At 60.5% G+C, this 26,188-nt stretch carries 20 protein-coding genes and 1 tRNA gene; 9 read left to right on the plus strand and 12 right to left on the minus strand.

Translation table 11 applies throughout. The annotated features are described in order from the left end of the window. From CKW26_RS14220 to CKW26_RS14230, 3 genes are all read right to left on the minus strand, one after another. Positions 1-789, minus strand: a complete 789-nt coding sequence (locus CKW26_RS14220) for a DUF2092 domain-containing protein (protein ID WP_095049053.1) — start codon at positions 787-789, stop codon at positions 1-3. Between the two features lie 108 nt (positions 790-897). Further along, positions 898-2,013 (minus strand): AI-2E family transporter, encoded by a 1,116-nt coding sequence (locus CKW26_RS14225; RefSeq protein ID WP_095049054.1) that lies wholly within the window; start codon positions 2,011-2,013, stop codon positions 898-900. Positions 2,014-2,086: 73 nt separating this feature from the next. Then, entirely contained in the window at positions 2,087-2,692 is a 606-nt protein-coding gene (locus CKW26_RS14230; protein ID WP_095049055.1) for a TetR/AcrR family transcriptional regulator, read from the minus strand. A 157-nt stretch (positions 2,693-2,849) separates the two neighbouring features. Here CKW26_RS14230 and CKW26_RS14235 point away from each other — a divergent pair, with 157 nt between their 5' ends. The 5 genes from CKW26_RS14235 to CKW26_RS14260 all read left to right on the plus strand — a co-directional run bounded on the left by CKW26_RS14235 (position 2,850) and on the right by CKW26_RS14260 (position 9,707). Continuing rightward, a complete protein-coding gene (locus CKW26_RS14235; RefSeq protein WP_095049056.1) occupies positions 2,850-4,232 on the plus strand; it encodes an aspartate aminotransferase family protein in 1,383 nt (460 codons plus the stop codon). 312 nt (positions 4,233-4,544) lie between these two features. After that, complete coding sequence (locus CKW26_RS14240) at positions 4,545-6,248, plus strand: amidase (protein WP_095049057.1); 1,704 nt, start codon at positions 4,545-4,547, stop codon at positions 6,246-6,248. A gap of 334 nt (positions 6,249-6,582) precedes the next feature. Further along, positions 6,583-7,878 (plus strand): OprD family porin, encoded by a 1,296-nt coding sequence (locus CKW26_RS14250; protein WP_095049059.1) that lies wholly within the window; start codon positions 6,583-6,585, stop codon positions 7,876-7,878. Between the two features lie 490 nt (positions 7,879-8,368). Continuing rightward, positions 8,369-8,728: a DUF6124 family protein gene (locus tag CKW26_RS14255; RefSeq protein ID WP_095049060.1), complete on the plus strand. Its 360-nt coding sequence runs from the start codon at positions 8,369-8,371 to the stop codon at positions 8,726-8,728. Positions 8,729-9,347: 619 nt separating this feature from the next. After that, positions 9,348-9,707, plus strand: a complete 360-nt coding sequence (locus tag CKW26_RS14260) for a DUF6124 family protein (RefSeq protein WP_095049061.1) — start codon at positions 9,348-9,350, stop codon at positions 9,705-9,707. A gap of 156 nt (positions 9,708-9,863) precedes the next feature. On the opposite strand, the gene CKW26_RS14265 is transcribed toward CKW26_RS14260, so the two are convergent. The 7 genes from CKW26_RS14265 to fdnG all read right to left on the minus strand — a co-directional run bounded on the left by CKW26_RS14265 (position 9,864) and on the right by fdnG (position 18,936). Next, positions 9,864-9,959 (minus strand) — tRNA-Sec (locus CKW26_RS14265). Positions 9,960-9,965: 6 nt separating this feature from the next. Beyond that, on the minus strand, positions 9,966-11,882 hold the full coding sequence (selB, locus tag CKW26_RS14270) for a selenocysteine-specific translation elongation factor (RefSeq protein ID WP_095049062.1): 1,917 nt from the start codon (positions 11,880-11,882) through the stop codon (positions 9,966-9,968). Beyond that, complete coding sequence (gene selA / locus CKW26_RS14275) at positions 11,879-13,282, minus strand: L-seryl-tRNA(Sec) selenium transferase (protein WP_177409254.1); 1,404 nt, start codon at positions 13,280-13,282, stop codon at positions 11,879-11,881. Before selA ends, selB begins: the two co-directional genes overlap by 4 nt. Positions 13,283-13,342: 60 nt before the next feature. Further along, entirely contained in the window at positions 13,343-14,269 is a 927-nt protein-coding gene (gene fdhE / locus CKW26_RS14280) for a formate dehydrogenase accessory protein FdhE (protein ID WP_095049064.1), read from the minus strand. A 3-nt stretch (positions 14,270-14,272) separates the two neighbouring features. Next, positions 14,273-14,938, minus strand: coding sequence for a formate dehydrogenase subunit gamma (locus tag CKW26_RS14285; protein WP_095049065.1), 666 nt, complete (start codon positions 14,936-14,938; stop codon positions 14,273-14,275). Then, positions 14,935-15,870 (minus strand): formate dehydrogenase subunit beta, encoded by a 936-nt coding sequence (gene fdxH, locus CKW26_RS14290; RefSeq protein ID WP_093431371.1) that lies wholly within the window; start codon positions 15,868-15,870, stop codon positions 14,935-14,937. Before fdxH ends, CKW26_RS14285 begins: the two co-directional genes overlap by 4 nt. Next, the gene (gene fdnG, locus CKW26_RS14295) at positions 15,871-18,936 is read right to left on the minus strand and encodes a formate dehydrogenase-N subunit alpha (RefSeq protein ID WP_141231862.1); all 3,066 of its coding nucleotides are present in this window, start codon (positions 18,934-18,936) and stop codon (positions 15,871-15,873) included. It abuts the gene before it with no gap. A gap of 334 nt (positions 18,937-19,270) precedes the next feature. Here fdnG and CKW26_RS14305 point away from each other — a divergent pair, with 334 nt between their 5' ends. The 4 genes from CKW26_RS14305 (at position 19,271) to CKW26_RS14320 (ending at position 23,348) form a co-directional block, all read left to right on the plus strand. Continuing rightward, on the plus strand, positions 19,271-20,425 hold the full coding sequence (locus CKW26_RS14305) for a MalY/PatB family protein (RefSeq protein WP_095049067.1): 1,155 nt from the start codon (positions 19,271-19,273) through the stop codon (positions 20,423-20,425). Positions 20,426-20,571: 146 nt separating this feature from the next. Next, entirely contained in the window at positions 20,572-21,429 is an 858-nt protein-coding gene (locus CKW26_RS14310; RefSeq protein WP_095049068.1) for a glucose 1-dehydrogenase, read from the plus strand. Between the two features lie 90 nt (positions 21,430-21,519). Further along, the gene (locus CKW26_RS14315; RefSeq protein ID WP_095049069.1) at positions 21,520-22,863 is read left to right on the plus strand and encodes a sodium:proton antiporter; all 1,344 of its coding nucleotides are present in this window, start codon (positions 21,520-21,522) and stop codon (positions 22,861-22,863) included. A gap of 188 nt (positions 22,864-23,051) precedes the next feature. After that, on the plus strand, positions 23,052-23,348 hold the full coding sequence (locus tag CKW26_RS14320) for a hypothetical protein (RefSeq protein WP_095049070.1): 297 nt from the start codon (positions 23,052-23,054) through the stop codon (positions 23,346-23,348). Positions 23,349-23,652: 304 nt separating this feature from the next. On the opposite strand, the gene CKW26_RS14325 is transcribed toward CKW26_RS14320, so the two are convergent. Then, complete coding sequence (locus CKW26_RS14325; RefSeq protein ID WP_016983364.1) at positions 23,653-24,189, minus strand: hypothetical protein; 537 nt, start codon at positions 24,187-24,189, stop codon at positions 23,653-23,655. Positions 24,190-24,245: 56 nt separating this feature from the next. Further along, the gene (locus tag CKW26_RS14330) at positions 24,246-26,186 is read right to left on the minus strand and encodes a PAS domain-containing sensor histidine kinase (RefSeq protein WP_095049071.1); all 1,941 of its coding nucleotides are present in this window, start codon (positions 26,184-26,186) and stop codon (positions 24,246-24,248) included. Between the last annotated feature and the right edge of the window lie 2 nt (positions 26,187-26,188).

The raw sequence follows: 26,188 nt of genomic DNA on the forward strand, positions 1-26,188 counted from the left end.
TCACTGCCCTCCCTGATCGCTGGCTTTTTTAAACGCAATCGCCACATCGCCTTTGCCCGGTTTGAAGGTGAACTGCGTGTCCGGAATGGTCGGCTTGAGGTTCCACTGATACACCGCGCTGTACTCGGGGAAGCTCTTATCGTCGGTGGTGGTGATCACCAGCTTGCACGGCAAGGGTTTGTCGGAGCGGGTCAGCCACAATTGCCAGTCGATACCTTCCTGGCGAAACGCCAAATGATCGCAGAGCTGGCCTTTGATGACCGACGGGCCCACGTACAACGCGGCTTTCAAGGCATCGATCTGCGCCTGATCACTGCCGAACAGAAACAGGTCCTCCATCGGCACCTGCACACCGTAGAAATTCTCGACCTTGTGCAGGGTTTCCGCCACGGTGGCCGGGGCGTCGACGGTGGTGTAGTACTTCAGGTATGGCGAATACTGGGTGAGTTTTTTGCCGTTATAGAAAAACTCGCGGGTGCGCACATCGCCTTCGCTTTTCGCATACAGGCGATCATGGCCGACCACTTTCAGGGTGTTGGCGGACTCGGTCTTGATCTTCTGCCCGGACTCCAGAACCGTGTCGCGCGAGACTTGGGCGTCGACCTGGAATTTCGGCAGGCTGCGCAGGTAATCGCCCATATCAATGAGCTTGTCGACCACTTGCGGGTTGATCAACGGCGCATCATCGGTGGCCGCTGGAGGGGGCGCCGCCGGCGGGTCTTCGGCGCGGACTCCCGGCGCGAGAACCAGTGTGAACATCAGGCAGACAATACTGGCTGGGGCTTTCATCGGTTCCGCTCCTGTCCCTGCGTGGGCGTTGCGCCCGAAGGGCGACTGACTGACCAGCCTAGACGTCCGCTAAGGTGTACGCCAATGCATCAGCGAGAGGGATGAGTGTCACGGTAGATTTTCTTTGCGCTGGCTCTCCAGAAGCTCGGTGATATCGGCCGGTTGATAGACCCAGCCGATGAACAATTCATAGCCAACCGCCAGAATCACCGGCCCGGTGAACAAACCAATAATGCCGCTGGTGACCATGCCCCCGAGCGCGCCGATCAGGACTACTGGCATCGGCACCGCGACGCCGCGTCCCAGCAGCATCGGCTTGAGCACGTTGTCGGCAAGCCCGGCAATCGCCATCCACACCGCAAAGATAATCGTGCTGGCGCTGACCCCGTCCACGGCGAAGACATAAATCACGATGGGCAGCGTGATCAGCAACACCGGCAATTGGGTGATGCCCAGCAGCAGCACCATCAAGGCGAGAACACCGGCCGCCGGTACGCCCATGACCACCAGTGCCACGCCGACCAGCAGCATCTGAATAAAGGCGATGCCGACCACACCCTGTGCCACGGCGCGGATGGTTGCCGTGCACAGTTGGGCAATCTGCGGGCCGCGCACCGGCCCGGAAATGCGTGTGGTGACAGCCACTGCTGTGCGGTGGCCGCGCTCGCCGTGATGCATGATCAGCCCGGCAACGATCAAGGCAATCACAAACACCACGATGCCTGCGCCGACGCCGGCGGCTTGATGCAACACCACTTTGCTCCAGTCCTTGAGGTGTGGCGCCAGTTCCTGAAACACCCAGCTCAGATCCTGTGACGCATGCATCCAGATGCCGTAAAGCGGCGCGCCAATCAACGGCCAGCCTTCAACACTGGCCGGTGGCGGCGGTATCTCGAACTGCCCCGCTTCGAACGTGTGCATGCTGCCCTTGATCGAATCGGCGATCGAAGCACCCAGCAGGCTCAACGGCAGCATCAGAATCACCAGGCCCAGCAGCACCAGAATGATTGCCGCCCAACCGTAGCGATTACCGAGTTTGGCGCCCAGAGCCTGATTCAGCGGATACAGCGTGACGGCCAGGATCAGCGCCCACAGCATGACATTGAGAAACGGATGGAAAATGTCGTAGCAGAACAGCACCAGAACGGTGATCAGGCCCGCTCGAATGAGCACGTCGAGCAATGCTCTGGAACTCTGAAACGTTATCAGCGGTTTGTCTTCCATGTCGGCTCTCCTGATTGGGCCAGCGTTGAACCGCTGTGAGCCTAGTCCACTTCCAGCTCATCGTCTTTTAGCCTTAGCGCTCCAGCATGCCGTGACACAACAGATTCAGAACCCCGCGCATGTGCAAGGCGTGCGCGGGGCGATCCGGCACCTCCTGCGTGGCGAGGCGAATGAACGCCATGTTTGCGTATTGGTTGAACAGCGTCGCCACCACGTCGAGATCGATCAATTCGCGCACTTTGCCGGCCTGCTGAAAATGCAGAAGCAGCGCTTTGGTCTCTTCGATCACGGCGGCATTCCACGGGCTCATCGCCTCAGCCAACTCACCGGTCAGCAGGAACGGCGCCAATTCTCGCCATAACGAAGCCGGCATCGCTTGTAGCTGGTAATCGGTCATCAGCCCTTCGAACTCGCACAGCGCTTCCAGCGGATCACTGGCATCGTCGAGATTCGCCCGCGCCTCGCGCATGGCTTGCTCGTCGGGTTGCTTGAGCAAGGCCAGCAGAATCTCCTGCTTGCCGCCGAAATAGTTGACCACGGTGGGGGCGGAAACCCCCGCCTGCACGGCGATCTGGTCCAGCGTGGTAGCCGCAAAACCGTTGCGCTTGAACAACTCGAGCGCCGCCTCGGCAATCACCTGCCGGCGCTGTTCCTTCTGCCGTTCTCTGAGTCCGCTCATGTTGCCTCTGATGATCCTTGCCAATGGCCCTCAGCCTACGGAGATCTTTTTTCACCGACAAATATTTTCTTTACAAAAATATTTTTAGATGACAAAACTTTCTCCGTGCAGCGCTGCAACGAGCTCACTCACTTGCCCTTTGCTCTGGAGATCCGCCATGTCCGCCGAACTCGATTCGACCCGCAGTACCCGCGATTACCAAGCCTCTGACGCCGCTCACCACATCCACGCGTTCGTTGATCAGAAGGCGCTCAACGAGGAAGGTCCGCGGGTGATGGTCAGCGGTGATCGGCTGGCGTTGAGGGATAACGACGGCAATCGTTACCTGGATGGCATGTCCGGCCTGTGGTGCACCAACCTCGGCTACGGGCGCAAGGATCTCGCGGCCGCCGCGACCGCACAGCTGGAACAACTGCCCTACTACAACATGTTCTTCCACACCACTCACCCCGCGGTGATCGAGCTGTCCGAACTGCTCTTCAGTCTGTTGCCCAAGCACTACAGCCACGCGATCTATACCAACTCCGGCTCCGAAGCCAACGAAGTGCTGATCCGCACCGTGCGCAAGTTCTGGCAGGTGATGGGCCAGCCCGAGAAGAAAATCATGATCGGCCGCTGGAACGGCTACCACGGCTCGACCCTGGCCGCGACGGCGTTGGGCGGGATGAAATTCATGCATGAGATGGGCGGGACCATTCCCGATGTCGCGCACATTGATGAGCCGTACTGGTTCGCCCATGAAGGTAATCTCAGCCCGGAAGCATTCGGCCTGCAAGCGGCGCGGCAACTGGAAGACAAGATTCTTGAGCTAGGCGCCGACAAGGTCGCCGCGTTCGTCGCAGAACCGTTTCAGGGTGCGGGTGGGATGATCATTCCGCCGGCGACGTACTGGCCGGAAATCCAGCGTATTTGCCGTAAATACGATGTGTTGTTGTGTGCGGATGAAGTGATTGGTGGTTTTGGTCGCACCGGTGAATGGTTCGCCCATCAGGCATTTGGTTTTGAGCCCGACACATTATCGATCGCCAAAGGCCTGACCTCGGGTTACATCCCTATGGGTGGATTGATTCTGTCGCGGCGCATGGCAGAAGCACTGGTCGAGAAAGGTGGCGTGTTTGCCCACGGCCTGACCTATTCCGGGCACCCGGTCGCGGCCGCGGTGGCGATTGCCAACCTCAAGGCGTTGCGTGATGAAGGTGTGGTCACCCAGGTGAAAACCGACACCGGGCCGTATCTGCAGAATTGCCTGCGCGAAGTGTTTGGCAATCACCCTTTGGTGGGTGAAATTCAGGGCGTCGGGCTGGTGGCGGCGTTGCAGTTTGCTGAGGACAAGTCCAGCCGCAAGCGTTTTGCCAATGAAAACGACATCGCCTGGCGTTGCCGCACGATTGGCTTTGAGGAGGGATTGATCATTCGCTCGACATTGGGACGGATGATCATGGCCCCTGCGCTGGTCGCCACGCGCACGGAGCTGGATGAGTTGATCGACAAGACGCGGATTGCGGTGGATCGGACGGCGCGGGAGTACGGGGTGCTGTGATCGACTGCGGTCATACCTGCCGTCTGTGAACACCATAAAATCCCTGTGGGAGCTGGCTTGCCAGCGATGGCGATAGTTCAGACACATCATTATCGAATGGGCTGGCCCCATCGCTGGCAAGCCAGCTCCCACAGGGAATGGTGTAAGCCTGAAAGGGAAAATCGGTTGGAGATCAATCCCGCCGATTACTCCGCGCGCCGCTTGGTGTTAAATAGGCGCCAGTCTTAACCTTGTCGCTTATAGCTGTGCAACGAGAACCGATATGAACACCCACTCCAGGAAAAACACCCAAATTCAAACAGCGGTGAGCGCATGATCGAAGTCACCGAAGTTTCCATTGCCCAACTGCGCGCCGCGCTCGAGTCCGGCCAGACCACCGCTGTCGAACTGGTACAGGCATATCTCGCACGCATCGATGCCTACGATGGCGCCGACACCCCAACGGCGCTGAATGCCGTGGTCGTGCGCAACCCTGAAGCGTTGAACGAAGCCCGGGCGTCCGATGCCCGTCGTGCCGAAGGCAAAACCCTCGGCCCGCTCGACGGCATTCCCTACACCGCCAAAGACAGCTATCTGGTCAAAGGCCTCACTGCAGCGTCCGGCAGCCCGGCCTTCGCCGATCTGGTCGCTTATCGCGACGCCTTCACCATTGAACGTCTGCGCGCGGCCGGGGCGATTTGCCTGGGCAAAACCAACATGCCGCCGATGGCCAATGGCGGCATGCAACGTGGCGTCTACGGTCGCGCCGAAAGTCCTTACAACGCCAATTACCTCACCGCGCCGTTTGCCTCCGGTTCGTCGAACGGTGCCGGTACCGCCACTGCCGCGAGTTTTGCCGCGTTTGGTCTGGCTGAAGAAACCTGGTCGAGCGGGCGTGGCCCAGCGTCGAACAACGGCTTGTGCGCCTACACCCCGTCGCGCGGGGTGATTTCGGTGCGCGGCAACTGGCCGTTGACGCCGACCATGGACGTCGTCGTGCCTTACGCACGCACCATGGCCGACCTGCTCGAAGTCCTCGACATCGTCGTCGCCGAAGACCCGGACACCCGTGGCGACCTCTGGCGTCTGCAACCGTGGGTGCCGATCCCGAGCGTCAGCGAAGTGCGCCCCGCCGCCTACGCCGATCTGGCCGCCGACGCTAAAGCGCTGGCCGGCAAGCGTTTCGCCGTGCCGCGCATGTTTATCAATGCCGACCCTGAGGCTGGCACCAGCGAAGCCCCGGGCATCGGAGGCCCGACCGGCCAGCGCATCAACACCCGCGCCTCGGTGATCGACTTGTGGAAGCAAGCGCGCCAAGCCCTCGAAGCAGCCGGTGCCGAAGTCATCGAAACCGATTTCCCGCTGGTCTCCAACTGCGAAGGCGATCGCCCCGGCGCGCCAACCGTGTTCACTCGGGGGCTGGTCTCCAAAGAGTTCCTTCACCATGAGCTGTGGGACCTGACCGCGTGGGCGTTCGACGACTTCCTGCAAGCCAACGGCGATCCGAAACTCAATCGTCTGGTCGACGTCGACGGGCCGAAAATCTTCCCGCACGACCCGGGCACCCTGCCCAACCGTGAAGGCGATCTGGCTGCCGGCATGGATGAGTACGTGCGCATGGCCGAGCGCGGCATCATCCCGTGGAATGAAATCAGCACCGTGCCTGACGGCCTGCGCGGCCTGGAGCAAACCCGACGCATCGACCTCGAAGACTGGATGGACACGCTTGGCCTCGACGCCGTGCTGTTCCCGACTGTTGCCGACGTCGGCCCGGCGGACGCGGACGTCAACCCGGAGTCGGCTGACATCGCCTGGAGCAATGGCATTTGGGTGGCCAACGGCAACCTGGCGATCCGTCATCTCGGCGTGCCGACCGTCACCGTGCCGATGGGCGTGATGGCCGACATCGGCATGCCGGTGGGCTTAACCTTCGCCGGCCGCGCCTACGACGACTCGAACCTGCTGCGTTTCGCCGCCGCGTTTGAATCGACCGGCAGCAAACGCCAGATCCCGCCACGCACGCCGCCGCTGGCGTAAACGCGGTTAAAACTGTAGGAGTGAGCCTGCTCGCGATAGCGATGTGTCAGCTTGGATAAACTTGGCTGACACACTGCCATCGCTGGCAAGCCAGCTCCCACAGATTTCCGCTCCCGCCACAAAACCCTCATTCAACCCAAAACCCTGTAGGAGTGAGCCTGCTCGCGATAGCGGTCTGTCAGTTAAATTTATCGAGACTGACACACCGCTATCGCGAGCAGGCTCACTCCTACAGGGGGTTGTGTGATGCCGTTCATTGAGCACATCCGCTCAATCCCCTGCCCTACATTCCCGCGATCATCCCAGCCATCTTAATTGCCGCTGGCCACCGACCATGATCGACCGCGCCTCTTCACGCCTCACCCTCCTCGCGCTGCTCTGCGGTCTGAACTCAACCGCCCAAGCCAGCGGCTTTTTCGACGATGCCAAAAGCGAAGTGCTCACCCGTAACTTCTACTTGAGCAACGACTATCGCTCCCCCTCACCGTCCGGAAAAAACTACAAACAGGAATGGGCTCAAGGTCTTATCGGCACTTTCTCATCCGGTTTCACCGCCGGAACGGTCGGTTTCGGCATCGATGCCCACGCCTTCGCCGGGCTGAAACTCGACGGTGGCAGAGGCCATTCCGGGACCGGTCTGCTGCCGGTCGACAGCGATGGCCGCAGCGAAAACGATTACTCCAGCGCAGGCGGTGCGCTCAAGCTGAAAGCCTCGCGCACCACCCTCGCCTTCGGTGAAATGACCGTGGAAACCCCGGTGTTCGACACCTCCGACAAACGCTTGCAACCGGAGTACGCCACAGGCTTCCTGCTCAACAGCGCCGAGTTCGACCACATCAACCTGATGGCCGGGCATTTCACCGCTTTCAAGAACCAGGACAGCTCCTCCGGCAGAGGCGACTTCTACGGCTATGGCGCCAATACCGAGGCCGGCGCGATCAGTTTTCTCGGCGCCGATCTGTTCACCGACAGCCCAGTGGGCGGCGCGCTGTATGCCTCCGACCTGAGCGACACCTGGCATCAGTACTACGGCAATCTGCACTTCAAGCAGTCCGGGGTGCTGCTCGACGCCAACCTCTACCACACCCGCGACACCGGCCGAGCGCTGGCCGGCGCCATCGACAACACCGCGTTCAGCCTCTCCGGCAAATACGCCTTCGGCCCGCACGCGGTGATGCTCGGCTGGCAAAAGATCAATGGCGACACACCGTTCGATTTCGTCGGCGGCGACTCGATCTACCTCGCCAACTCGATCAAATACGCCGATTTCAACGGCGCCAACGAACGCTCCTGGCAAGCGCGCTACGACCTCGACCTCGGCGCCTTCGGCATCCCCGGCCTGAAGTTCATGACCCGCTATGTTTCCGGTAGCCACATCGACGGCACCCACGCGCCCAAGGGTGGCGCGTACAACCCGTTCGATCCTGACAGCGGCAGTTACCAGCCGCAGCAAGGTGACGGCGGCAAACACTGGGAGCGCGATATCGATTTGAAATACGTCGTGCAATCGGGCGCGGCGAAGGATCTGTCGGTGCAGGTGTCGCATGTTTCACACCGGGCCAACGAGGCGCAGGCCGGTGATGACATTGACCGTATCTACGTGGTGATCCAGTACCCACTGGGTTTCTAACCCACCGCCCATCCCGAATTGAAACACTCCTACAGGTTTCTGCGTCGATCACCAGGCTGTGTTTACACCGCCGAACCTGTGGGAGCGAGCCCGCTCGCGAAGGGGCCAGTGAAATCAGCGCAAATCGCCTTTTAAACTCAGGTGTTTAAAAGACACCTTCAGACACGCCTTTCAGGCTACAAATTCTTGCGCCATTACCTACAGCTACGCCAGAATCCGCCGGCTTGTGCGCCTTGGGGGCGGGTTCTATTGTGGTGCGGTCGCTGACAAATCTGCGATCGGGTTTCGCAGCCCGGATCAATCAAGGCGCACAGCGCTCCAGTGCATTGCCATCAAGATTAATGGCAATGATGCTTCATGGCGGCTGTGCGCGGGATACCTTCGGGTATGCCGGGTTCCTTGATTCCCGGTCTGCGAACCTGCGTACAGCTGCCACCTCTCTTCGTTTCGCAGCGAAATGTGGCGGCTCCAGCAATCAATGAGCTTCACCATGATAAAACCAACACCCAACCCACCCGAAACAGACCTCGCGTCCCCCTACGAATCCCTCGATTCCAAAAAACTCAACGACGCCGCCGAACGCGCCCTCGATCACTATCTCTGCCCACCTGGCTCCACCCCACCACCACGTAAAACCCGCCGGATGTACGCCGTTAACGCAGATTTCAAAAACGAGGAGTTGCTGGCCGACGCCAGCGAAACACTCGCCTCCGCCAGAACCATCGCTCATGACTTCGCCCATCTCATCCCCGCGTCGCAGCGCAGGACGCTGCTGGGGATCGCGCAATTGATCATGCTCGGCGAACTCGCGGTGAATCGGGTGATGGATAATCTGGAATTGCCGAATTAGTTCGGGTACAGATCGTTCCCACGCTCTGGGTGGGAATGCCTCAACGGACGCTCCGCGTTCGGCTCTGGATGGGACGCAGAGCGTTCCGGGCTACATTCCCACGCAGAGCGTGGGAACGATCAACACCGGCAAGATCAAAAGATCGCAGCCTTCGGCAGCTCCTACATAGATCGGTGTCGGAGCTGCCGAAGGCTGCGATCTTTTGCTTTTGGCAAACTGGCGGAACGCGTTATCAGGTATCAGGGACAAACCCCGTTTGCCCCCAGACCTTTGCCCGACTTTTCGTCTTTTAAACTTCAGTGTTTAAAAGACACCTCCAGACACGCCTTCAAGGCTACAAATTCTTGCGCCATTGCCTACAGCTACGCCAGAATCCGCCGGCTTGTGCGCCTTGGGGGCGGGTTCTATTGTGGTGCGGTCGCTGACGAATCAGCGATCGGGTTTAGCAGCTCGGCAAATTTCAAGGCACGCGAGTATCGCCATTACGTTATGGCGGCTTTGCGTGGGGCACTTCGGTGCGCCGGGATCCTTGAGCCTGGTCTGCTAACCCGCGTACAGCCGCCACCCTATCCGTTTAGCAGCGATGGAATGACGGCTCCACATCTCAAGGAGCTTCACCATGATAAAACCAACACCCAACCCGCCCGAAACTGACCTCGCTTCCCCCTACGAATCCCTCGATTCAAGAAAGCTCAAAGACGCCGCCGAACGCGCGCTCGATCACTACCTCTGCCCACCCGGTTCCACCCCGCCGCCACGGAAAACCCGCCGGATGTACGCCGTGACCGCCGACTTCAAAAACGAAGAACTGCTGGCCGATGCCAGCGAAACACTCGCCTCAGCCAGAACCATCGCCCATGACTTCGCCCGCCTCATACACGCGTCGCAACGACGGACGCTGTTGGGGATTGCGCAATTGATCATGCTCGGTGAGCTGGCGGTGAATCGGGTGATGGATAATCTGGAGTTGCCGCAGTAGCGGGGATACAGATCGTTCCCACGCTCTGCGTGGGAATGCCTCAACGGACGCTCCGCGTTCGGCTCTGGATGGGACGCAGAGCGTCCCGGGCTGCATTCCCACGCGGAGCGTGGGAACGATCAATCTACGGCAGCCGTTCTTTGGCTTGTTGGAAACTGGCGGAAGGCAGCCGGAGTCGAACCTGCCCGGGAACGGATGCCGTCCCCAACCGGGTTTGAAGCCCGGCCGCGCCACCGGGCGCGATTGCCTTCCTTGAACTCATTGCGCGTCGGCGTTGGCCAGCGCGTTGTCGGGGCGGATCTGGCGGGATTCGCCGAGGCGTCGGGTCAGGCCGACGCGGTCGAAATATTCGAGGTACTGAATACAGCGTTTGCGTCCCAAGCCTAGCGCATCGCGGAAGGTTGTCACCTGGATCTGCGGATTTTCCTTGGCCAGTTTTAACAACACGTCGGCCATTTGGCGCAGTTGCGCGTCACTCAAGAACAGGTCGCGCACGACTTGATGCATCAAACCCAAACGCGCCAGTTTGCGTAGCAGCAGACGTACGACGGCATCGTCCTGACCGAGCATTTTCGCGATGTCGCGCACCCACGGCGGGTCGAATTTGGCGTTTTCAAACAGCGGTTGCAGTTGTTGCCAGAGGGTTTCGTCTTCGGCGTTCAGGCGCACCTGATGCTCAGGCAGGTGCAGCCATGGGCCGCTCGTTTGGATCGATCCGGCCGCCAGCAATTCATCCAGCAAACTTACAAACGTCGAACGCTCCAGCGCCAGACCGCTGAAGCGGCGCAGGCGATCGCGGTCGGGGCCCATCTGGTCGGGCTCCTGTTCATGAAACTGTGTGAGTTGTTCCAGCAGGGTGAATTTCAACTGCGCCCAGCGTTGCACGTTGAACAGCACCGGGCCTTGGCGGGTGTCGATCAGGCGGACGTTTTCCGCTAACGACCACGACGCGCGCGAGCGATTGAACTGGCGCTCCAGCCTTTGCGGATCGAGGCCGCCGGCGCTGTAGTTGAGCAGCACGGGCAAGACGTGTTCGAGTTCGCCGCCGGAGGCCAAGGTGCGTAGTTGCTCCAGACGTTCAGGGCTGCGCCGTTGTCGCGCCGGGGCGAACGGGTCGAGGACCTGGCCGCCGCCCAAGGTGCGTTGCGCGCTCTGGTCGCGCAGGATCAGGCGATCGCCCTTCACCGCATGCACCGGCGCATTGATCAGCAGTTGCGCGAACATGCGCTCGCCGGGACTCAGCCGCGGGCCTTCAAGTAAAGCCACCCTAGCGATGACGTCCTGCGTACCGAGGTGCACATGTACCGGGTGAAAGTGTTCGAACGTGCGATCGCTGGGCAGCAGTTTAAAGTCGAAGTCGACCCGTTGTGTTGGCGCGTGCAGCCATTCGCTGAGCAGCCACTGGCCGCGATGGATCTGCGCAAGTTCGAGGCGTTCGCCGGTCAGGTTCAACGCCACCCGCTGGCCGGCAACAGCAAGTTCGGCGGGTTGATTCTGTGCATGCAAGCCGCGAACCCTGACCGATTTTCCGGATGGCCCGAGGGTGAGCTTGTCGCCGACGGCAACTGTGCCCGACAACGCCGTCCCGGTAACCACAATCCCCGCACCGGCGACGCTGAACGCGCGGTCGATGGCCAGGCGAAAACCACCTTCGCGGCTGCGCTCCAGTACTTCACGTTGCGTCTGCAATAACGTCTCGCGCAGTTCATCAACGCCCTGCCCGGTCACGCTCGACACAAGCACGATCGGCGCTTCAGCAAATGGCCCGGCCTCAAGCAAATCCAGCACCTGCCGCTGAACCTCCTCCACCCTGCCCGCCTCGACCCGGTCGCATTTGCTGATCGCCACCACGGCGCGCGGGATGCCGAGCAATTCGACAATTGCCAGATGCTCGCGGGTCTGCGGCATCACGCCGTCATCTGCGGCGATCACCAGCAAGACCAGATCGATGCCCTGCGCACCGGCGAGCATGTTGTGGGTGAATTTCTCGTGGCCGGGCACGTCGATAAACCCGGTCAGCCCCGCGCCGGGTTCCAGTTCAGCGTAGAGATAACCGAGGTCGATGGTCATGCCGCGCGCGCGTTCCTGCGGGCGGCGGTCACCGGTTTGCCCGGTCAGCGCTTGTAGCAGCGACGTCTTGCCGTGGTCGATGTGCCCCGCCGTGCCGACGATCACGACTCGACCTGCAACTGCGGCAATTGCGCGAGCCACGCTGGTTCATCGTCGAGCTGACGCAGATCCAGCCACAGGGCATCGTCGTCAATCCGCCCAAGCACGGGGATCGGCAAGGCGCGCAACGCCGCTTCCAGATTCAGCAGGCAACGCCCGCGCAAACGCTTGGAGACTTGCGGGCGCATACACAATGCCGCACTCGGTAAACGCGCCACCGGTTGGCTACCGCTGCCGATCATGCCCAAGGCCTCGACTGCGCTAACCTGCCAAACCGACCCCAAGATTTCAGCCATCAAGGGCTGCAAGCGTGAGGCCTGCGCAAAGATATCTGCCTGCGGCCGGGTGAGCAGACGCAAGCTCGGCAGACGCTCAGCGAGGCGATCGGGATCGCGATACAAACCCAGCACCGCCTCCAGCGCCGCCAAGGTCAACTTGTCCACGCGCAAAGCGCGTTTCAACGGGTTCTTCTTGATCTTCGCAATCAGTTCTTTGCGCCCAACGATCAACCCTGCCTGCGGGCCGCCAAGCAACTTGTCACCGCTGAAGGTGACGATGTCCGCGCCATCCAGCAGCGCCTGCCGCACAGTCGGTTCCGCCGGCAATCCCCAACGGGTCAAATCCAACAGGCTGCCGCTGCCCAGATCTTCCAGCAACGGCAAACCATGCCGATGGGCCAACTCGGCCAATTCCGCAGTCGGCACGCGAGCGGTAAACCCTTCGATGCTGTAATTGCTCGCGTGCACACGCATGATCAAACCGCTGCGCGGGTTGATCGCCGCTTCATAGTCGCGGGCATGGGTGCGATTGGTCGTGCCGACCTCATGCAGGCGCACGCCGGCGCGGGCCATGATGTCGGGGATGCGGAAGGCGCCGCCGATCTCGATCAGCTCGCCACGGGAAATAATGCCTTCCTTACGCGCGCCTAGACTGTTGAGTGTCAGCAGCACGGCGGCGGCGTTGTTATTGACCACGGTGACGGCCTCGGCACCGGTCAGTTCGCGGATCAGGCCTTCAATCAAATCATCACGATCACCGCGCTTACCGCTGGCCAGATCGAATTCCAGATTGAGCGGATAACGCGCGGCCATTTGCACCGCGTCGATGGCTTCTTCGGGCAACAAGGCGCGACCAAGGTTGGTGTGCAGCACCGTGCCGGTGAGGTTGAAGACCCGGCGCACGTGGCTGCGTTGTTGCTGGAGCAGGCGTTCACTGACGCGGCCAGCGAGCACTTCAGGGCTGATTTCGACGGCTGACAATTGCCCGTTCAACACACCGGGGCGCAGTTCATCGAGCAACTGGCGCAAACCCGCCAGCAGTGATTCACGCCCATGACGCTCAAGCAAAGGCACACAGGCCGGATGACGCAACACACCATCAATGGAAGGTAACCGCAGGGACATCAGTCACTCCTGGAGACAGTTCACTGCGCCCCGCAGTGAAAAACAAGAGTGTAGACCTTGAGGTCATTCGTCTCCCGGTGCGAGCAACAGATTCGGTGCCAGCCGCTGAAAACCATCCTGAGCCAGACGCATATCGAGCAGCAAACTGCCGAGATCCGCCGACAACGCCTCGGCATCGGCATCGTTCTCCAGATACACCAGTTTCAGATAGCTGTTGCAGCCCGGACAGACTTCCGCCCTAAGCGGCGCCTGATTGGCAGCATGGCGATCGTCCTCAAGGCTCAGATAATCCAGACCCTTGCTCGACTCGCAATACACGCACTTGACCCGCACCACATGCCATTCGCAGGCGCACAGCGAGCAGACCAGATAACGCAAACCGTTGTGTTTGCCGCGATGGCGGATCACCCCGGCCATCGCCGGTGAACCGCACGCCGGGCATTGGCTGAGGCTGTCGCCGGGTTTCAGTTGCAGATTCGCCGCGCTGAGCAGCCAGTGACTCCAGGCCACTTGCAGCGCTGCGCCAAGAAACGGCACCAGTTGCGCCGGCACCATTGAGTATTGGCCACTGACCAACGCCACGGCCCATGCACGTAACTGACCGGGACTGGCGACCCGCAACGTTGTCACCGCCTCAATGACGGCGGGCTGTTCATCAGGTTCATAACGCTGCAGCAAAGCTTCGAGATAAGCCTGCCAGCCCTCTTCGCGCACCAAGCTATCAGCCGCGAACGGCGGCAAACCATGCTGCTGACAAGCCTCGATCCGCTGCTGATCAAACGGCGCCGTCAGCGGCGGATCATCAAACACCTGCTGCTGAACCCGGCACAACCCGGCAATCAGTCGCAGGTACTCTGCCAGCGCATGCCCCTCGGCCAGTTGTTCCAGTCGATCAGCCCGCAGAGCAAACAGGTTCGAAGGCGGCAGATGCAGAAACGGCGGCGAACTCGCCGCCGCTTCGATTTCCCCAGGTTCAAGAATGGTTGGCAAAAGTCAGCCCTTTTTGGTGATCGGTCGCTCCGGCACGTCCGGTTGACGCTCATCGCGGGTGATCTCGCGATACCAGAGTTCATGGTGTTTCTTCGCCCAGGCGCGGCTGACCCAGCCGTGCATCATCGCGTCCACCGAACCCTTGATCCACAGCCCGGCGTAGATGTGAATGATGATGCTCAGCACCAGAATGAACCCGGCCAGCGCATGCAGCAGCATTGCCCAGCGAATCACGGTAATGCCGAAATACGCACTGAACCAGGCGCGCCAGATCACCAGTCCGGTGAACAGCAAACCCAGCATGCACAGGAGTAAAGTCCAGAACAGCAACTTCTGCCCGGCGTTGTATTTGCCTACCGGTGGCACGCTTTCTTCGTCATTGACCAGCACGCGATCAATGCGGCGCATCCACTTGCCGTCGTTGCTGATAAAGAAGTTCGCGCGCCAGAAACTCAGCACCAGACCGAGGAAAAACACGAACATGGCGATGCCCATGTACGGATGCAGAATCCGCGTCCACGGCCCGCCGCCAAACAGGTTGCTCAGCCAGAACAACGACGGATGAAACAACGCCAGACCCGACAGCCCGGCCATGAAAAACAGGATCGCCACCAGCCAGTGATTAGTGCGCTGGTTGGCGGTGTAACGCAGGATCGTCTTGTTGCTCATGGCCGGTCCTCCCCGCGTGGATCGAAGGTGTGCACCGCCGGATCGACGACATGCACCGAGGTGTCGGGCGGCGTCGGATGTTCATCTTCTTCGACGCGATTCGGGCCGATGCGCACGTAATGGAAGAACCCGGCCAGCACCGCCGCACCCATGGCCAGCAGGCCCAGCGGTTTACTGATGCCTTTCCACAGGCCCACCAACGGACTGATTGCCGGATCTTGCGGTAAACCAGCATAGATTTTCGGCGTGTCGGCGTGGTGCAGCACGTACATCACGTGCGTGCCGCCAACGCCTGCCGGGTCATACAGACCGGCGTTTTCAAAGCCTCGGCTTTTAAGGTCGACGATGCGCTCGGCGGCGTGTTCCTTCATGTCTTCCTTGGTGCCGAAGACGATGGCGCCGGTCGGGCAGGTTTTCACACAGGCCGGTTCCAGCCCTACCGCCACGCGATCCGAACACAAGGTGCACTTGTAGGCCTTGTGATCCTTCTGCGAAATGCGCGGAATGTTGAACGGGCAACCGGTGATGCAATAGCCACAACCGATGCAGTGATCCTGATCGAAATCGACGATGCCGTTGGCGTGCTTGATGATCGCACCGGGACTCGGGCACGCCGCCAGACAACCCGGCTCGGCGCAGTGCATGCAGCCGTCCTTGCGGATCAGCCATTCGAGGTTGCCGGCGTCGGTTTCGTGCTCGGTAAAGCGCATCAACGTCCAGGTTTCCGCGCTCAGGTCTTGCGGGTTGTCGTAGGTGCCGTGGTTGTGGCCGACCTCGTCGCGCAGTTCGTTCCATTCCGAGCAGGCGACCTGGCAGGCTTTGCAGCCGATGCATTTGGTGGTGTCGATCAGCTTCGCCACCGCTTCCTGATTCCTCACCGACGGCGGCACCGTGGTGGTGGCCGAGCGGGCAATGATGTCTTGGCTGGCCATTTATAGTTTCTCCACGTTGACCAGGAATGACTTGGATTCCGGGGTCTGGGTATTGCCATCGCCGAGGAACGGCACCAGGGTGTTGGTCAGGTAACCGTGGCGCGTCAGGCCGGTGAACCCCCAATGCAGCGGGATGCCGATCTGGTGCACGACCTGGCCGTTGACCTGCAGCGGCCGGATCCTTTTCGTCACCACTGCCACCGCTTCGATAAAGCCGCGCTTGCAACTGACCCGTACGCGATCACCGGCGGCAATGCCCTTCTCTTTCGCCAGCACTTCGCCGATTTCGACGAACTGCTCAGGCTGGACAATCGCGTTCAACTTGCAATGCTTGCTCCAGAAGTGGAAATGCTCGGTGAGCCGGTAACTGGTGCCGGCGTACGGGAAGTCCTTGGCCTCGCCGAGGGTTTCCCAGACCGAATCGAAGATCCGCGCCGCCGGGTTGCTGGTGGCTTTCTTGTTTTGCGGGTGCAACGGGTTGATGCCGATCGGCGTTTCGAACGGCTCGTAGTGCTCAGGGAATGGCCCTTCGTTCATCTTGTCGACGGCGAAGAACCGCGCCACGCCCTCGGGGTTCATGATGAACGGGTTCATCCCGGCTTCCGGCGGCACATCAGCCTTGTAGTCCGGCACGTCGGTGCCGCCCCAGGCCTTGCCGTTCCACCACACCAGACGTTTTTTCGGGTCCCACGGTTTGCCGGCGACGTCCGCCGAAGCGCGGTTGTAGAGGATCCGCCGGTTGGCCGGCCAGGCCCACGCCCACCCGAGATGCTGATGCATGCCGTACGGATCGGCGTTGTCGCGGCGGGCCATCTGGTTACCGGCCTCGGTCCAGCTGCCGGCGAAGATCCAGCAACCAGACGCGGTGCTGCCGTCATCCTTGAGCAAGCCGAAACCTGCCAGTTGCGAGCCGGCCTTGACCGCGACGCCGGTGGCATCGGTGAAATCGGCCACGGCACTGCCGTTGATTTCCTTGGCCAACTCTTCCGGCGAAGGCTCGTCGGGGATCTTGTACGGCCACGTCAGTTTCAGCAGCGGATCAGGGAATTTGCCGCCCTCGGCCTGATAGCGCTTGCGCAGGCGCAGGAACAGCTCGCTCATGATGCGAATGTCGGTCTGCGCTTCGCCCGGGCCATCGGCGCCTTTCCAGTGCCATTGCAGCCAGCGACTGCTGTTGACCAGTGAGCCGTCCTCTTCGGCAAAACAGGTGGTGGGCAGGCGAATGACTTCGGTCTGGATCTCGGCAGTTTTCACGTCGTTGTACGGCCCGACGTTGTGCCAGAACTCCGAGGTTTCGGTAGCGAGCGGGTCCATCACCACCAGCCATTTCAGCTTGGCCAAGGCGCCCATCACGCGGTTCTTGTCCGGCAGCGCGGCGATCGGGTTGAAGCCCTGGCAGAAGTAGCCGTTGACCTTGCCCTGGCTCATCAGGTCGAACATCTTCAGGACGTCGTAGTTGGGGATGTCGAGCTTCGGCAAATGGTCGTAGCACCAATTGTTCTCGGCAGTGGCGTTTGCGCCGTACCACGACTTCATCAGGCTGACGTGGAATTTGCTGTAGTTCTGCCAATAGGACAATTGCCCCGGCCGCAGCGGGACTTGCGTGCGTTTGTGGATGAACTGGGCGTAATCCTGCTCGGTGTCGCTGCCCAGGGTCAGGTAGCCCGGTAGCGCATTGGAGAGCAAGCCAAGGTCGGTCAGGCCCTGAATGTTCGAGTGACCGCGCAAGGCGTTGACGCCGCCACCGGGCATGCCGACGTTGCCCAGTAGCAATTGCACCATCGCCGCGCTGCGAATGATCTGCGCGCCGATCGAGTGCTGCGTCCAGCCGAGGGCGTAGAGAATCGTCATGGTCTTGCCCGGTGTCGAGCAGGTGGCGATCTCTTCCCAGATTTTCTGCATGGCATCGACCGGCATGCCGCAGATCTGGCTGGCGAGGTCGATGGTGTAGCGGCTGTAATGCTGCTTCATCAGTTGATAGACGCAGCGCGGGTCTTGCAGGGTCGGGTCGACTCTGACGAAACCGTCGTCGCCCATCTCGTAACCCCAGCCGGATTTGTCGGTGTAGCTGCGTTTCTTCGCGTCGTAGCCGCTGAAAATCCCGTCTTCGAAGCCGTAGCCTGCTCTGACGATGAACGACATGTCGGTGTAGTTGCGCACGTATTCGTGCTGGATCTTGTCCTCGGTCAGCAGGTAATTGATCAACCCGCCCATGAAGGCGATGTCGGTGCCGGTGCGGATCGGCGCGTAATAGTCGGCCACGGACGCGGTCCGGGTAAAACGCGGATCAACCACGATCAGCCGCGCAGCGTTGTGCGCCTTGGCCTCGGTCACCCATTTGAAGCCGCACGGATGCGCTTCTGCAGCGTTGCCGCCCATCACCAGGATCAGATTCGCGTTGGCGATATCGGTCCAGGTATTGGTCATGGCACCACGGCCGTACGTCGGGGCAAGACTTGCCACCGTCGGGCCGTGTCAGACACGCGCCTGGTTATCGAACCCCAGCATGCCAAGACTGCGAATCACCTTCTGGGTGATGTAGCCGGCTTCGTTGGACGCCGCCGATGCGGCGAGAAACCCTGTGCTCAGCCAGCGATTCACCGTTTGCCCGTTGGCATTCTTCTCGATGAAATTGGCATCGCGGTCGGCTTTCATCAGGTCGACGATGCGATCAAGCGCTTCGTCCCAACTGATTCGCGTCCATTCACTGCTGCCGGGCTTGCGTGTTTGCGGGTAGAGCAAACGGCCGGGGCTGTGAATGAAGTCGAGAAGGCCTGCGCCTTTCGGGCAGAGGGTGCCGCGATTGACCGGGTGGTCGGCGTCGCCCTCAATGTGAATGATGCTTTGCGCGACATTCTTCGCGGCATCGCCCTGGCTGTACATGATCAACCCGCAACCGACCGAGCAATACGGGCAGGTGTTGCGGGTTTCATGGGTGTGGGCAAGCTTGAAGTGGCGCACCTGCTCGGCGAAGGCTGGCGTCGGGGCCATGCCCAACGCGCCCAGGCTAGAGCCTGCAAGGCCGATACCGGCGACCTTGAAGAACTGACGACGGCTGAGATCCATCGTGCACTCCTGATCAGGTGGAACCCGGTACTGGTGCCGGGTTTTATCTGGACAATCACGGTTGCGGCAAACGTCTGCCGACTTTTTCACTGTAGACAATGACCACACGATCTGTGTGAAAACCGACCGTCGGCCGTTTGTCGGCACTCCTACTAACAACCGCAAACCCTGTGGGAGCTGGCTTGCCAGCGATGACGTCGGCTCCTCCAACAATGATGGTGACTGACCCACCGCTATCGCTGGCAAGCCAGCTCCCACAGGGTTTGAGTGTGTTTCCAAAGGGACAAGGGTTTATCATGCCCCGCAGGACCATTCCGCCTTCACGAGACCGCGCATGACTTTCGATTTTGATCAGGTATTCGACCGCCACAACACCGGCAGCACCAAGTGGAGCCGCTATTCGGCCGACGTGTTGCCGATGTGGGTCGCTGATATGGATTTCGCCGCGCCGCCGGTGGTGATCGAGGCGCTGCAACAACGCTTGCTGCATCCGCTGGTGGGTTACAGCGTGGCGCAGGACAACCTGCGTGAAGCCATCGTCGCCGACCTCTGGAACAAGTTTTCCTGGAAGGTCAAACCGCAGGAGCTGATTTTCCTGCCGGGCGTCGAGTCGGGCTTCAACATGGCTTTGAAAGCGCTGGTGCAGCCACAGCAGAACGTCGTGGTGCAAGTGCCCAACTACCCGCCACTGCGCCATGCGCCGGGGAATTGGGGGTTGAACAAGGTTGAACTGGAGTTCGTCGCGCAGGCTGACGGCACTTACTTGACACCCTTGGACGTATTGCGTGAATCGCTGAACGGCGGTGGCGCGCTGTTGCTCAGCAACCCGCACAACCCGATTGGCAAGGTGTTTGGCCGTGAAGAGCTGCAAGCGGTGGCGGACATTTGTACAGCGCAGGACGCGTGGATCATCTCCGACGAAATCCACGCCGAGCTGTGCTTCGACGGTCGCGTGCACATTCCGACCGCGTCGCTGAGCGCGGAGATCGCCGAGCGCACCATCACTCTGATGTCGGCGAGCAAGGCGTACAACATCGCCGGCCTCAAGACCTCGTTCATGATCATTCAGAACGCTGCCCTGCGCGAACGCGTCAATCACGCCCGTTGCGGCATGGTCGACAGCGTCAACCCGCTGGGCATGGAAGCCACCCGCGTGGCTTACAGCGAAGGCGGGCCGTGGCTGGCCGAGCTGAAAACCTACCTGCAAGCCAATCGCGACTGGCTGGTAGAAGCGGTGCGCAAGCGCTTGCCGGGCGTGACCATCAACGTTCCGCAGGGCACCTATCTGGCGTGGCTGGATTGCTCGGCGCTGGACCTGGACAACCCGCAGCAGTTCTTCCTTGAGCAGGGCAAGGTGGGCCTCAGCGCCGGTCTGGACTTCGGCGATCAACACCAGCAGTTCGTCCGTCTGAACTTCGGCTGCCCGCGTTCATTGCTGGAAGAAGGTATCGCCCGCATGGAGCGCGCCCTGACACAACGCCACACCTGAAACCACCACTAAACCCTGTGGGAACTGGCAAGCCAGCTCCCACAGGTTCTGTATCGAGTCTGAAGACCGGCGTAAATCCGATCGAACTCACGGCAAACGCACCGGGTCAACCACCCATACCTGCCTTGAGACCTCGGAGACCCGCGATGACCGACTATCCAAAACCACCCTTCCCCGCACAAGCCCAGACCGTTCCCGGTTCGCAACGCAAGATGGAACCCTATCCCGATTGCGGCGAGCAAAGCTATGTCGGCTCCGGACGACTAGCCGGCAAGATCGCTCTGATTACTGGCGCTGACAGCGGTATCGGCCGCGCCGTGGCCATTGCTTTCGCCCGTGAAGGCGCCGACGTTGCGGTCGCCTATCTGAATGAACACGAAGACGCCCAGGAAACCGTGCGCTGGGTCGAGCAGGCCGGGCGCCAGTGCCTGCTGTTGCCGGGCGATATCGCGCAAAAGGCCCATTGCCAGGCCTTGGTCGACAAGACCGTGGAACGCTTCGGCCGAATCGATGTGCTGGTCAACAACGCCGCGTTCCAGATGACCCACGAAACCTTCGAAGAAATCCCCGACGAGGAATGGGTGATGACCTTCGACGTCAACATCACTGCGATCTTCCGCTTGTGTCAGGCCGCGATAAAACACATGCGCGCCGGTTCGTCGATCATCAACACCAGCTCGATCAACTCGGACATGCCCAAACCCACCCTGCTCGCCTACGCCACCACCAAAGGCGCGATCGCCAATTTCACCGGCGGTCTGGCGCAGATGCTCGGGCCAAAGGAAATCCGCGTGAACTGCGTGGCACCGGGGCCAATCTGGACGCCGCTGATCGTCTCGACCATGCCCGATGAAGAAGTGCAGAACTTCGGCGGCAACACCCCGCTCGGCCGCCCCGGCCAACCGGTGGAAGTGGCGCCGATCTACGTGTTGCTGGCCTCGGACGAAGCCAGTTATATCACCGGCCAGCGCTATGGCGTGACCGGTGGTAAACCGATGTTGTGATGACGCCTTCGCCAACGCCTACAGTAAAACTGAAGGCCCATTGAACACGGTGCGATTGCCGTCACATCAAACATTTGAGGGCGGCAGATCATGAGTTTTATCGTGTGGGTCGCCGTACTCGGCGCCGTGCTGCTGACCCTGGCACTGACGTCGTCATACCTGCGCTGGATGCCGGTGACCACCTCGGCGGTTTGTTTGCTGCTGGGAATTGGCATTGGCCCCAGTGGCCTTGATCTGCTGAAACTATCCCTGGAAGACGCCTCGCTGTGGATGGAGCACCTGACAGAAGTCGCGGTGCTGTTTTCTCTGTTCGTCTGCGGCCTGAAATTGCGCCTGCCGCTGCGCGACAAGCGTTGGCGAATCGCCTTCGGCCTCGCCGGCCCCGTAATGGTGCTGACCATCGCCGGGGTGTGCCTGCTGCTGCATTTTGCTTTGCGCTTGCCGTGGGGGCCGTCGTTGTTGATCGGCGCGATGCTGGCGCCCACCGACCCGGTGCTGGCGGCGTTGGTGCAGGTCAATGATGCGCGGGATGTCGACAGCGTGCGTTTCGGCCTGTCGGGTGAGGCCGGGTTGAATGACGGGGTAGCCTTTCCGTTTGTGATTCTCGGCTTGTTGTTGATTCACGGTGATGGCTCTGCCGCCGAGTGGCAGGGCTGGGTCTTGCGCAGTTTGTTGTGGGCGGTGCCCGCAGGTCTGCTCACCGGTTACTGGATGGGCCGAGGTATCGGCCGCGTGACCCTGTCGCTGCGTATTCACAATGACGACAGCACGCTCAGCCCGAACGACTATCTAGCGTTGTCGTTGATTGCCCTGGCGTATGTCGTTGCCGAAGCGATTGGCGGCTATGGTTTTCTGTCGGTGTTCGCTGCCGGGTTGGGCCTGCGTCAGGTCGAAGTCAAATCCACCGGCGCCGGGCAACCGCCCGCCGAGCACTTGGTACAGCCGGTGGTCGGTCATCAGAACGTCGAACCGCAGCACGCGGTGCACGGCGACACCGAACGGCTGGAAAGCAGCCAGGTCGCCGCCGGGATCATGATGGGCGACATGCTGTCGTTCGGCAGTCTGGTCGAGCGCGCCATGGAAGTATTTCTGGTGACCCTGCTCGGCGTGGTGCTGGTGGCGCACTGGGACTGGCGGGCGTTGCTGGTGGGCGGCGTGCTGTTCTGCCTGATCCGCCCGGCCTGCGTCGCGCTGATGCCTTGGGGCGCACTGCTCAAAGGAAGGCAACGGCTGTTGATCGGCTGGTTTGGCATTCGCGGTATCGGCAGCCTGTTCTATCTGTTTTATGCCTTGAACCACGGGCTGACCGACACGGTGGCCAGCCTGTGTACCGATCTGACCTTGTCGGTGGTGGCGCTGAGCATCTTGCTCCATGGCATCAGCACGCAACCGATCCTCGCCCGTTACGAACAGCGCAAAAAACAAAAAAACTGATTTTTGATTTGCGAATTTATTCGGCGAATTGATCGAATTTTTTTCTATATAAAAATGGATCCCTGATTAATGGCCGGCAGTCACAAGCATAACCCCTCGCCGAATATGTCCGGCGGGGCCCGGCAGGTTCGGTTCCCCTGCGGCGCTACGCCTATGAAACGGAATCCTTGAAGATTAAGGTCACGGTCATGAAAGAATGCTCGACTCCTGCGCAAATCAAGGCTTGCAGAGCACTGGCTCTGGAACGCAATCGTCAATTGTTTGATAACGCCCACACCCTCAACCGCGCAGCCAATGCGCTGCTCGACGTGGCCGATCTGGACATTGAACAGTTTGAGCGATACCGCGCGCTGCGCAAGAAAGCCGATTCGATGTTTGAAGATGCCATCGACCATTTGTGCGTCTTGAACGAAGACTTCCCGCCGATCCCGATGTCCTCGCAGAACTCGTCGGCATTGCGTCGAGAGCTTGAAACTGTGGAATGAGCCAGAACAGCCCCTCACCCTAGCCCTCTCCCAAAGGGAGAGGGAACTGACCGAGGTGAATGGTCGAGGTACGCCGACCTGAGATACCGAGTCGAACGCAGATTCTGACCACGACATTGAGATACCGAGTCGAACGCAGATTTTGAGTACAACGAAGATCTGCTCCCTTCCCCCTCGCCCCCATTGGGGGCGGTCCGACGTTTCGGGAGGGTTGGGGTGAGGGGGATCGGTCTGAATAGCAGCACAAAATCCACGCGAATAAAAAAGCCCGGCGAAATAAACCGGGCTTTTCCCTACCTGCCAATCACCCGCCCGGATTGGTCACCTGAATAAACACCGCATAACTCCCCAGCAACACCCAGAACGTCGCAAAGATCCACGGCGTACGCACCGAAAACAGCAGCGACTTGCGATAGCCCTTGTGGCTCGACTCCATCTCGCTGAACAGCGGCGATTCGTCATACGCCAGGCCCATCAGCGGCTCGCTGTGCAGCAAGTGGCTCTGCTTGAAATGCCAGTGATCGATGATGTCGTACGCCGCGCGAATCCCCGGCCAGGCATTCAGCGAGCTGAGCAGCCCGAGCAGTGCCAGAAAGGGTGGCACCACCAGCGTGAACAACTTGCCCCACTCCGGGTTGAGGTTGGCCATGCACGAGGCAAAGGCAATCACCAGAAACGACTGCGCCGCCAGATAAGCGTCGGTACGGTTGGCGAGGATGCTGGTTTCGTACTGGATCTCCCGCCGATAGAAATCCAGCCGTTCCTTGGGTGAGCCAAACATCTTGGCGTCATGTTCGGTCAGGGTTTCTTCAGCGGTGGGCTCAGTCAGTATGCGAGACAAAAGATGCACGCTCCGGGGTGGGGAAAACGTTTAGAAGTCCCCGTTGGCGCCCAAGTTCAGACGGATTGACCGACGCCTTGTTTCATCGATTGGGCAATGATTGCCACCAGATTCATCTGCGTAAACGGCTTGGGCAATCGTGGCAGTTGCGCGGCAAAGCCTTCCAGACGTTCGGCGTAGCCGGTGGCCAGGATGATCGGCAGATCCGGTTTGAGCACGCGCACGGCATGGGCCAGTTGCGCGCCGCTCATTTTCGGCATGGCCATGTCGGTGATCATCAGGTCGATGACCTCGCCCTGATCGAACAACGCCAGCGCTTGCGCACCGGACGTCGCACTGACCACCCGATGGCCGAGGTCTTCGAGCAGTAGACTGGTGCTGTTCAATACCAGTGAGTCGTCATCCACCACCAGCACGCTGAGTCTTGGTACCACCACGGGCTCGGCGTGTGGCTGCAGCGAATTGCTGACGGTACCCTCGCCGGCCACCGGAATCCACAGTTCTGCCGTGGTGCCCTGGGCCTTTGCACTCTTGAGAATGAAACGGCCACCGAGTTGTTCCATGAAGCCGTGGACCATCGACAAGCCCAGCCCGGTGCCCTTGCCCAAGCCTTTAGTGGTGAAGAACGGATCTCTGGCCGACGCCAGCGTGTGATCATCCATGCCCTCCCCGGTATCGATTACGCTAAGGCAGACGTAACGCCCCGCAGGCAGGTCCGAATGCCCCAGTTCTAGCACCACTTGCGGTTCAGCGCTGATGCTCACCGTACCTCCATCGGGCATGGCGTCGCGGGCGTTGGTCGCCAGATTGAGCAAGGCCAATTCCAACTGATTGGTGTCCGCCAGCACCAGCTCGAGATCGTCGGGAAACCGCGTGTCGACACGGATACCCGGCCCGAGGGAGCTACGCAGCAAACCGCTGATGCCCTGAACCAATTGCGCGATATCGACCGACTCGGTCTTCAATTCCTGACGGCGGGCAAATGCCAGCATGCGCTGGGTCAGCGAGACGCCACGCAAGGCGCCTTGGGTGGCGTTTTCCAGCAGGCGGCTGATTTTCGCATCGTCGCCCACGCGCTTTTGCACGATCTCGAGGTTACCGAGAATCACCGTCAGCAGATTATTGAAGTCATGGGCGATGCCACCGCTGAGCTGACCGATGGCCTGCATCTTCTGCGCCTGGAACAGCGCTTCACGGGTTTTCTCCAGCGCCTGTTGCGCCTGGTGGGCTTCGGTGATGTCGCGGGTGATCTTGGCAAAACCGAGCAATGTGCCGGTGTCACCACGAATCGCATCGACCACCACATGAGCGAGAAACCGCGTGCCGTCCTTGCGCATGCGCCAGCTCTTGTTCTCGAAGCGGCCCTCGCGGGTGGCGATTTCCAGCGCCCGTTGCGGCTCGCCGAGTTCGCGGTCTTCGGGGGTATAGAACAGCGAAAAATGCTGACCGATAATTTCTTCCGGCAGATAGCCTTTGATCCGCTGTGCGCCCTGGTTCCAGTTGCTGACCCGGCCTTCGGGGCTGAGCATGTAGATCGCGTAGTCGGTGACGCCCTGCACCAGCAAGCGGAACTGCTGCTCGCTTTGCTTGAGGGTTTCTTCAGCCATTTTCCGGTCGGTCAGGTCGCGGGTGATCTTGGCGAAACCGAGCAATTTGCCGTCGGGATCAATGATCGGATCGATGACCACATGCGACCAGAAATTGGTGCCGTCCTTGCGCACCCGCCAGCCCTCGCCTTCGAAACGTCCCTCACGGATCGCCGTATCGAGCGCACGTTGCGGCAGACCGGCGGCGCGATCCTCAGCGGTATAGAAGCGGGAGAAATGTTCGCCGAGAATTTCCGCTTCTTCGTAGCCCTTGAAGCGTTTGGCGCCGGAGTTCCAACTGGTGATGATGCCGTCGGGATCGATCATGTAGATCGCATAGTCGACCACCGCATCGATCAGCAGACGAAAACGCATCTCTTCGATCGCCGCGGTCTTGTTTTTCTCGCTCATCA

Origin of the sequence: Pseudomonas sp. Irchel s3h9, assembly GCF_900187475.1 — a bacterium.
Lineage (GTDB): Bacteria > Pseudomonadota > Gammaproteobacteria > Pseudomonadales > Pseudomonadaceae > Aquipseudomonas > Aquipseudomonas neuropathica.

Excerpts from the sequence above, each read along its gene's own strand:
- CKW26_RS14220 (WP_095049053.1), bottom strand. The coding sequence starts at position 789 with ATGAAAGCCCCAGCCAGTATTGTCTGCCTGATGTTCACACTGGTTCTC.
- CKW26_RS14225 (WP_095049054.1), bottom strand. The coding sequence starts at position 2,013 with ATGGAAGACAAACCGCTGATAACGTTTCAGAGTTCCAGAGCATTGCTC.
- CKW26_RS14230 (WP_095049055.1), bottom strand. The coding sequence starts at position 2,692 with ATGAGCGGACTCAGAGAACGGCAGAAGGAACAGCGCCGGCAGGTGATT.
- CKW26_RS14235 (WP_095049056.1), top strand. The coding sequence starts at position 2,850 with ATGTCCGCCGAACTCGATTCGACCCGCAGTACCCGCGATTACCAAGCC.
- CKW26_RS14240 (WP_095049057.1), top strand. The coding sequence starts at position 4,545 with ATGATCGAAGTCACCGAAGTTTCCATTGCCCAACTGCGCGCCGCGCTC.
- CKW26_RS14250 (WP_095049059.1), top strand. The coding sequence starts at position 6,583 with ATGATCGACCGCGCCTCTTCACGCCTCACCCTCCTCGCGCTGCTCTGC.
- CKW26_RS14255 (WP_095049060.1), top strand. The coding sequence starts at position 8,369 with ATGATAAAACCAACACCCAACCCACCCGAAACAGACCTCGCGTCCCCC.
- CKW26_RS14260 (WP_095049061.1), top strand. The coding sequence starts at position 9,348 with ATGATAAAACCAACACCCAACCCGCCCGAAACTGACCTCGCTTCCCCC.
- CKW26_RS14285 (WP_095049065.1), bottom strand. The coding sequence starts at position 14,938 with ATGAGCAACAAGACGATCCTGCGTTACACCGCCAACCAGCGCACTAAT.
- fdxH (WP_093431371.1), bottom strand. The coding sequence starts at position 15,870 with ATGGCCAGCCAAGACATCATTGCCCGCTCGGCCACCACCACGGTGCCG.
- CKW26_RS14305 (WP_095049067.1), top strand. The coding sequence starts at position 19,271 with ATGACTTTCGATTTTGATCAGGTATTCGACCGCCACAACACCGGCAGC.
- CKW26_RS14310 (WP_095049068.1), top strand. The coding sequence starts at position 20,572 with ATGACCGACTATCCAAAACCACCCTTCCCCGCACAAGCCCAGACCGTT.
- CKW26_RS14315 (WP_095049069.1), top strand. The coding sequence starts at position 21,520 with ATGAGTTTTATCGTGTGGGTCGCCGTACTCGGCGCCGTGCTGCTGACC.
- CKW26_RS14320 (WP_095049070.1), top strand. The coding sequence starts at position 23,052 with ATGAAAGAATGCTCGACTCCTGCGCAAATCAAGGCTTGCAGAGCACTG.
- CKW26_RS14330 (WP_095049071.1), bottom strand. The coding sequence starts at position 26,186 with ATGAGCGAGAAAAACAAGACCGCGGCGATCGAAGAGATGCGTTTTCGT.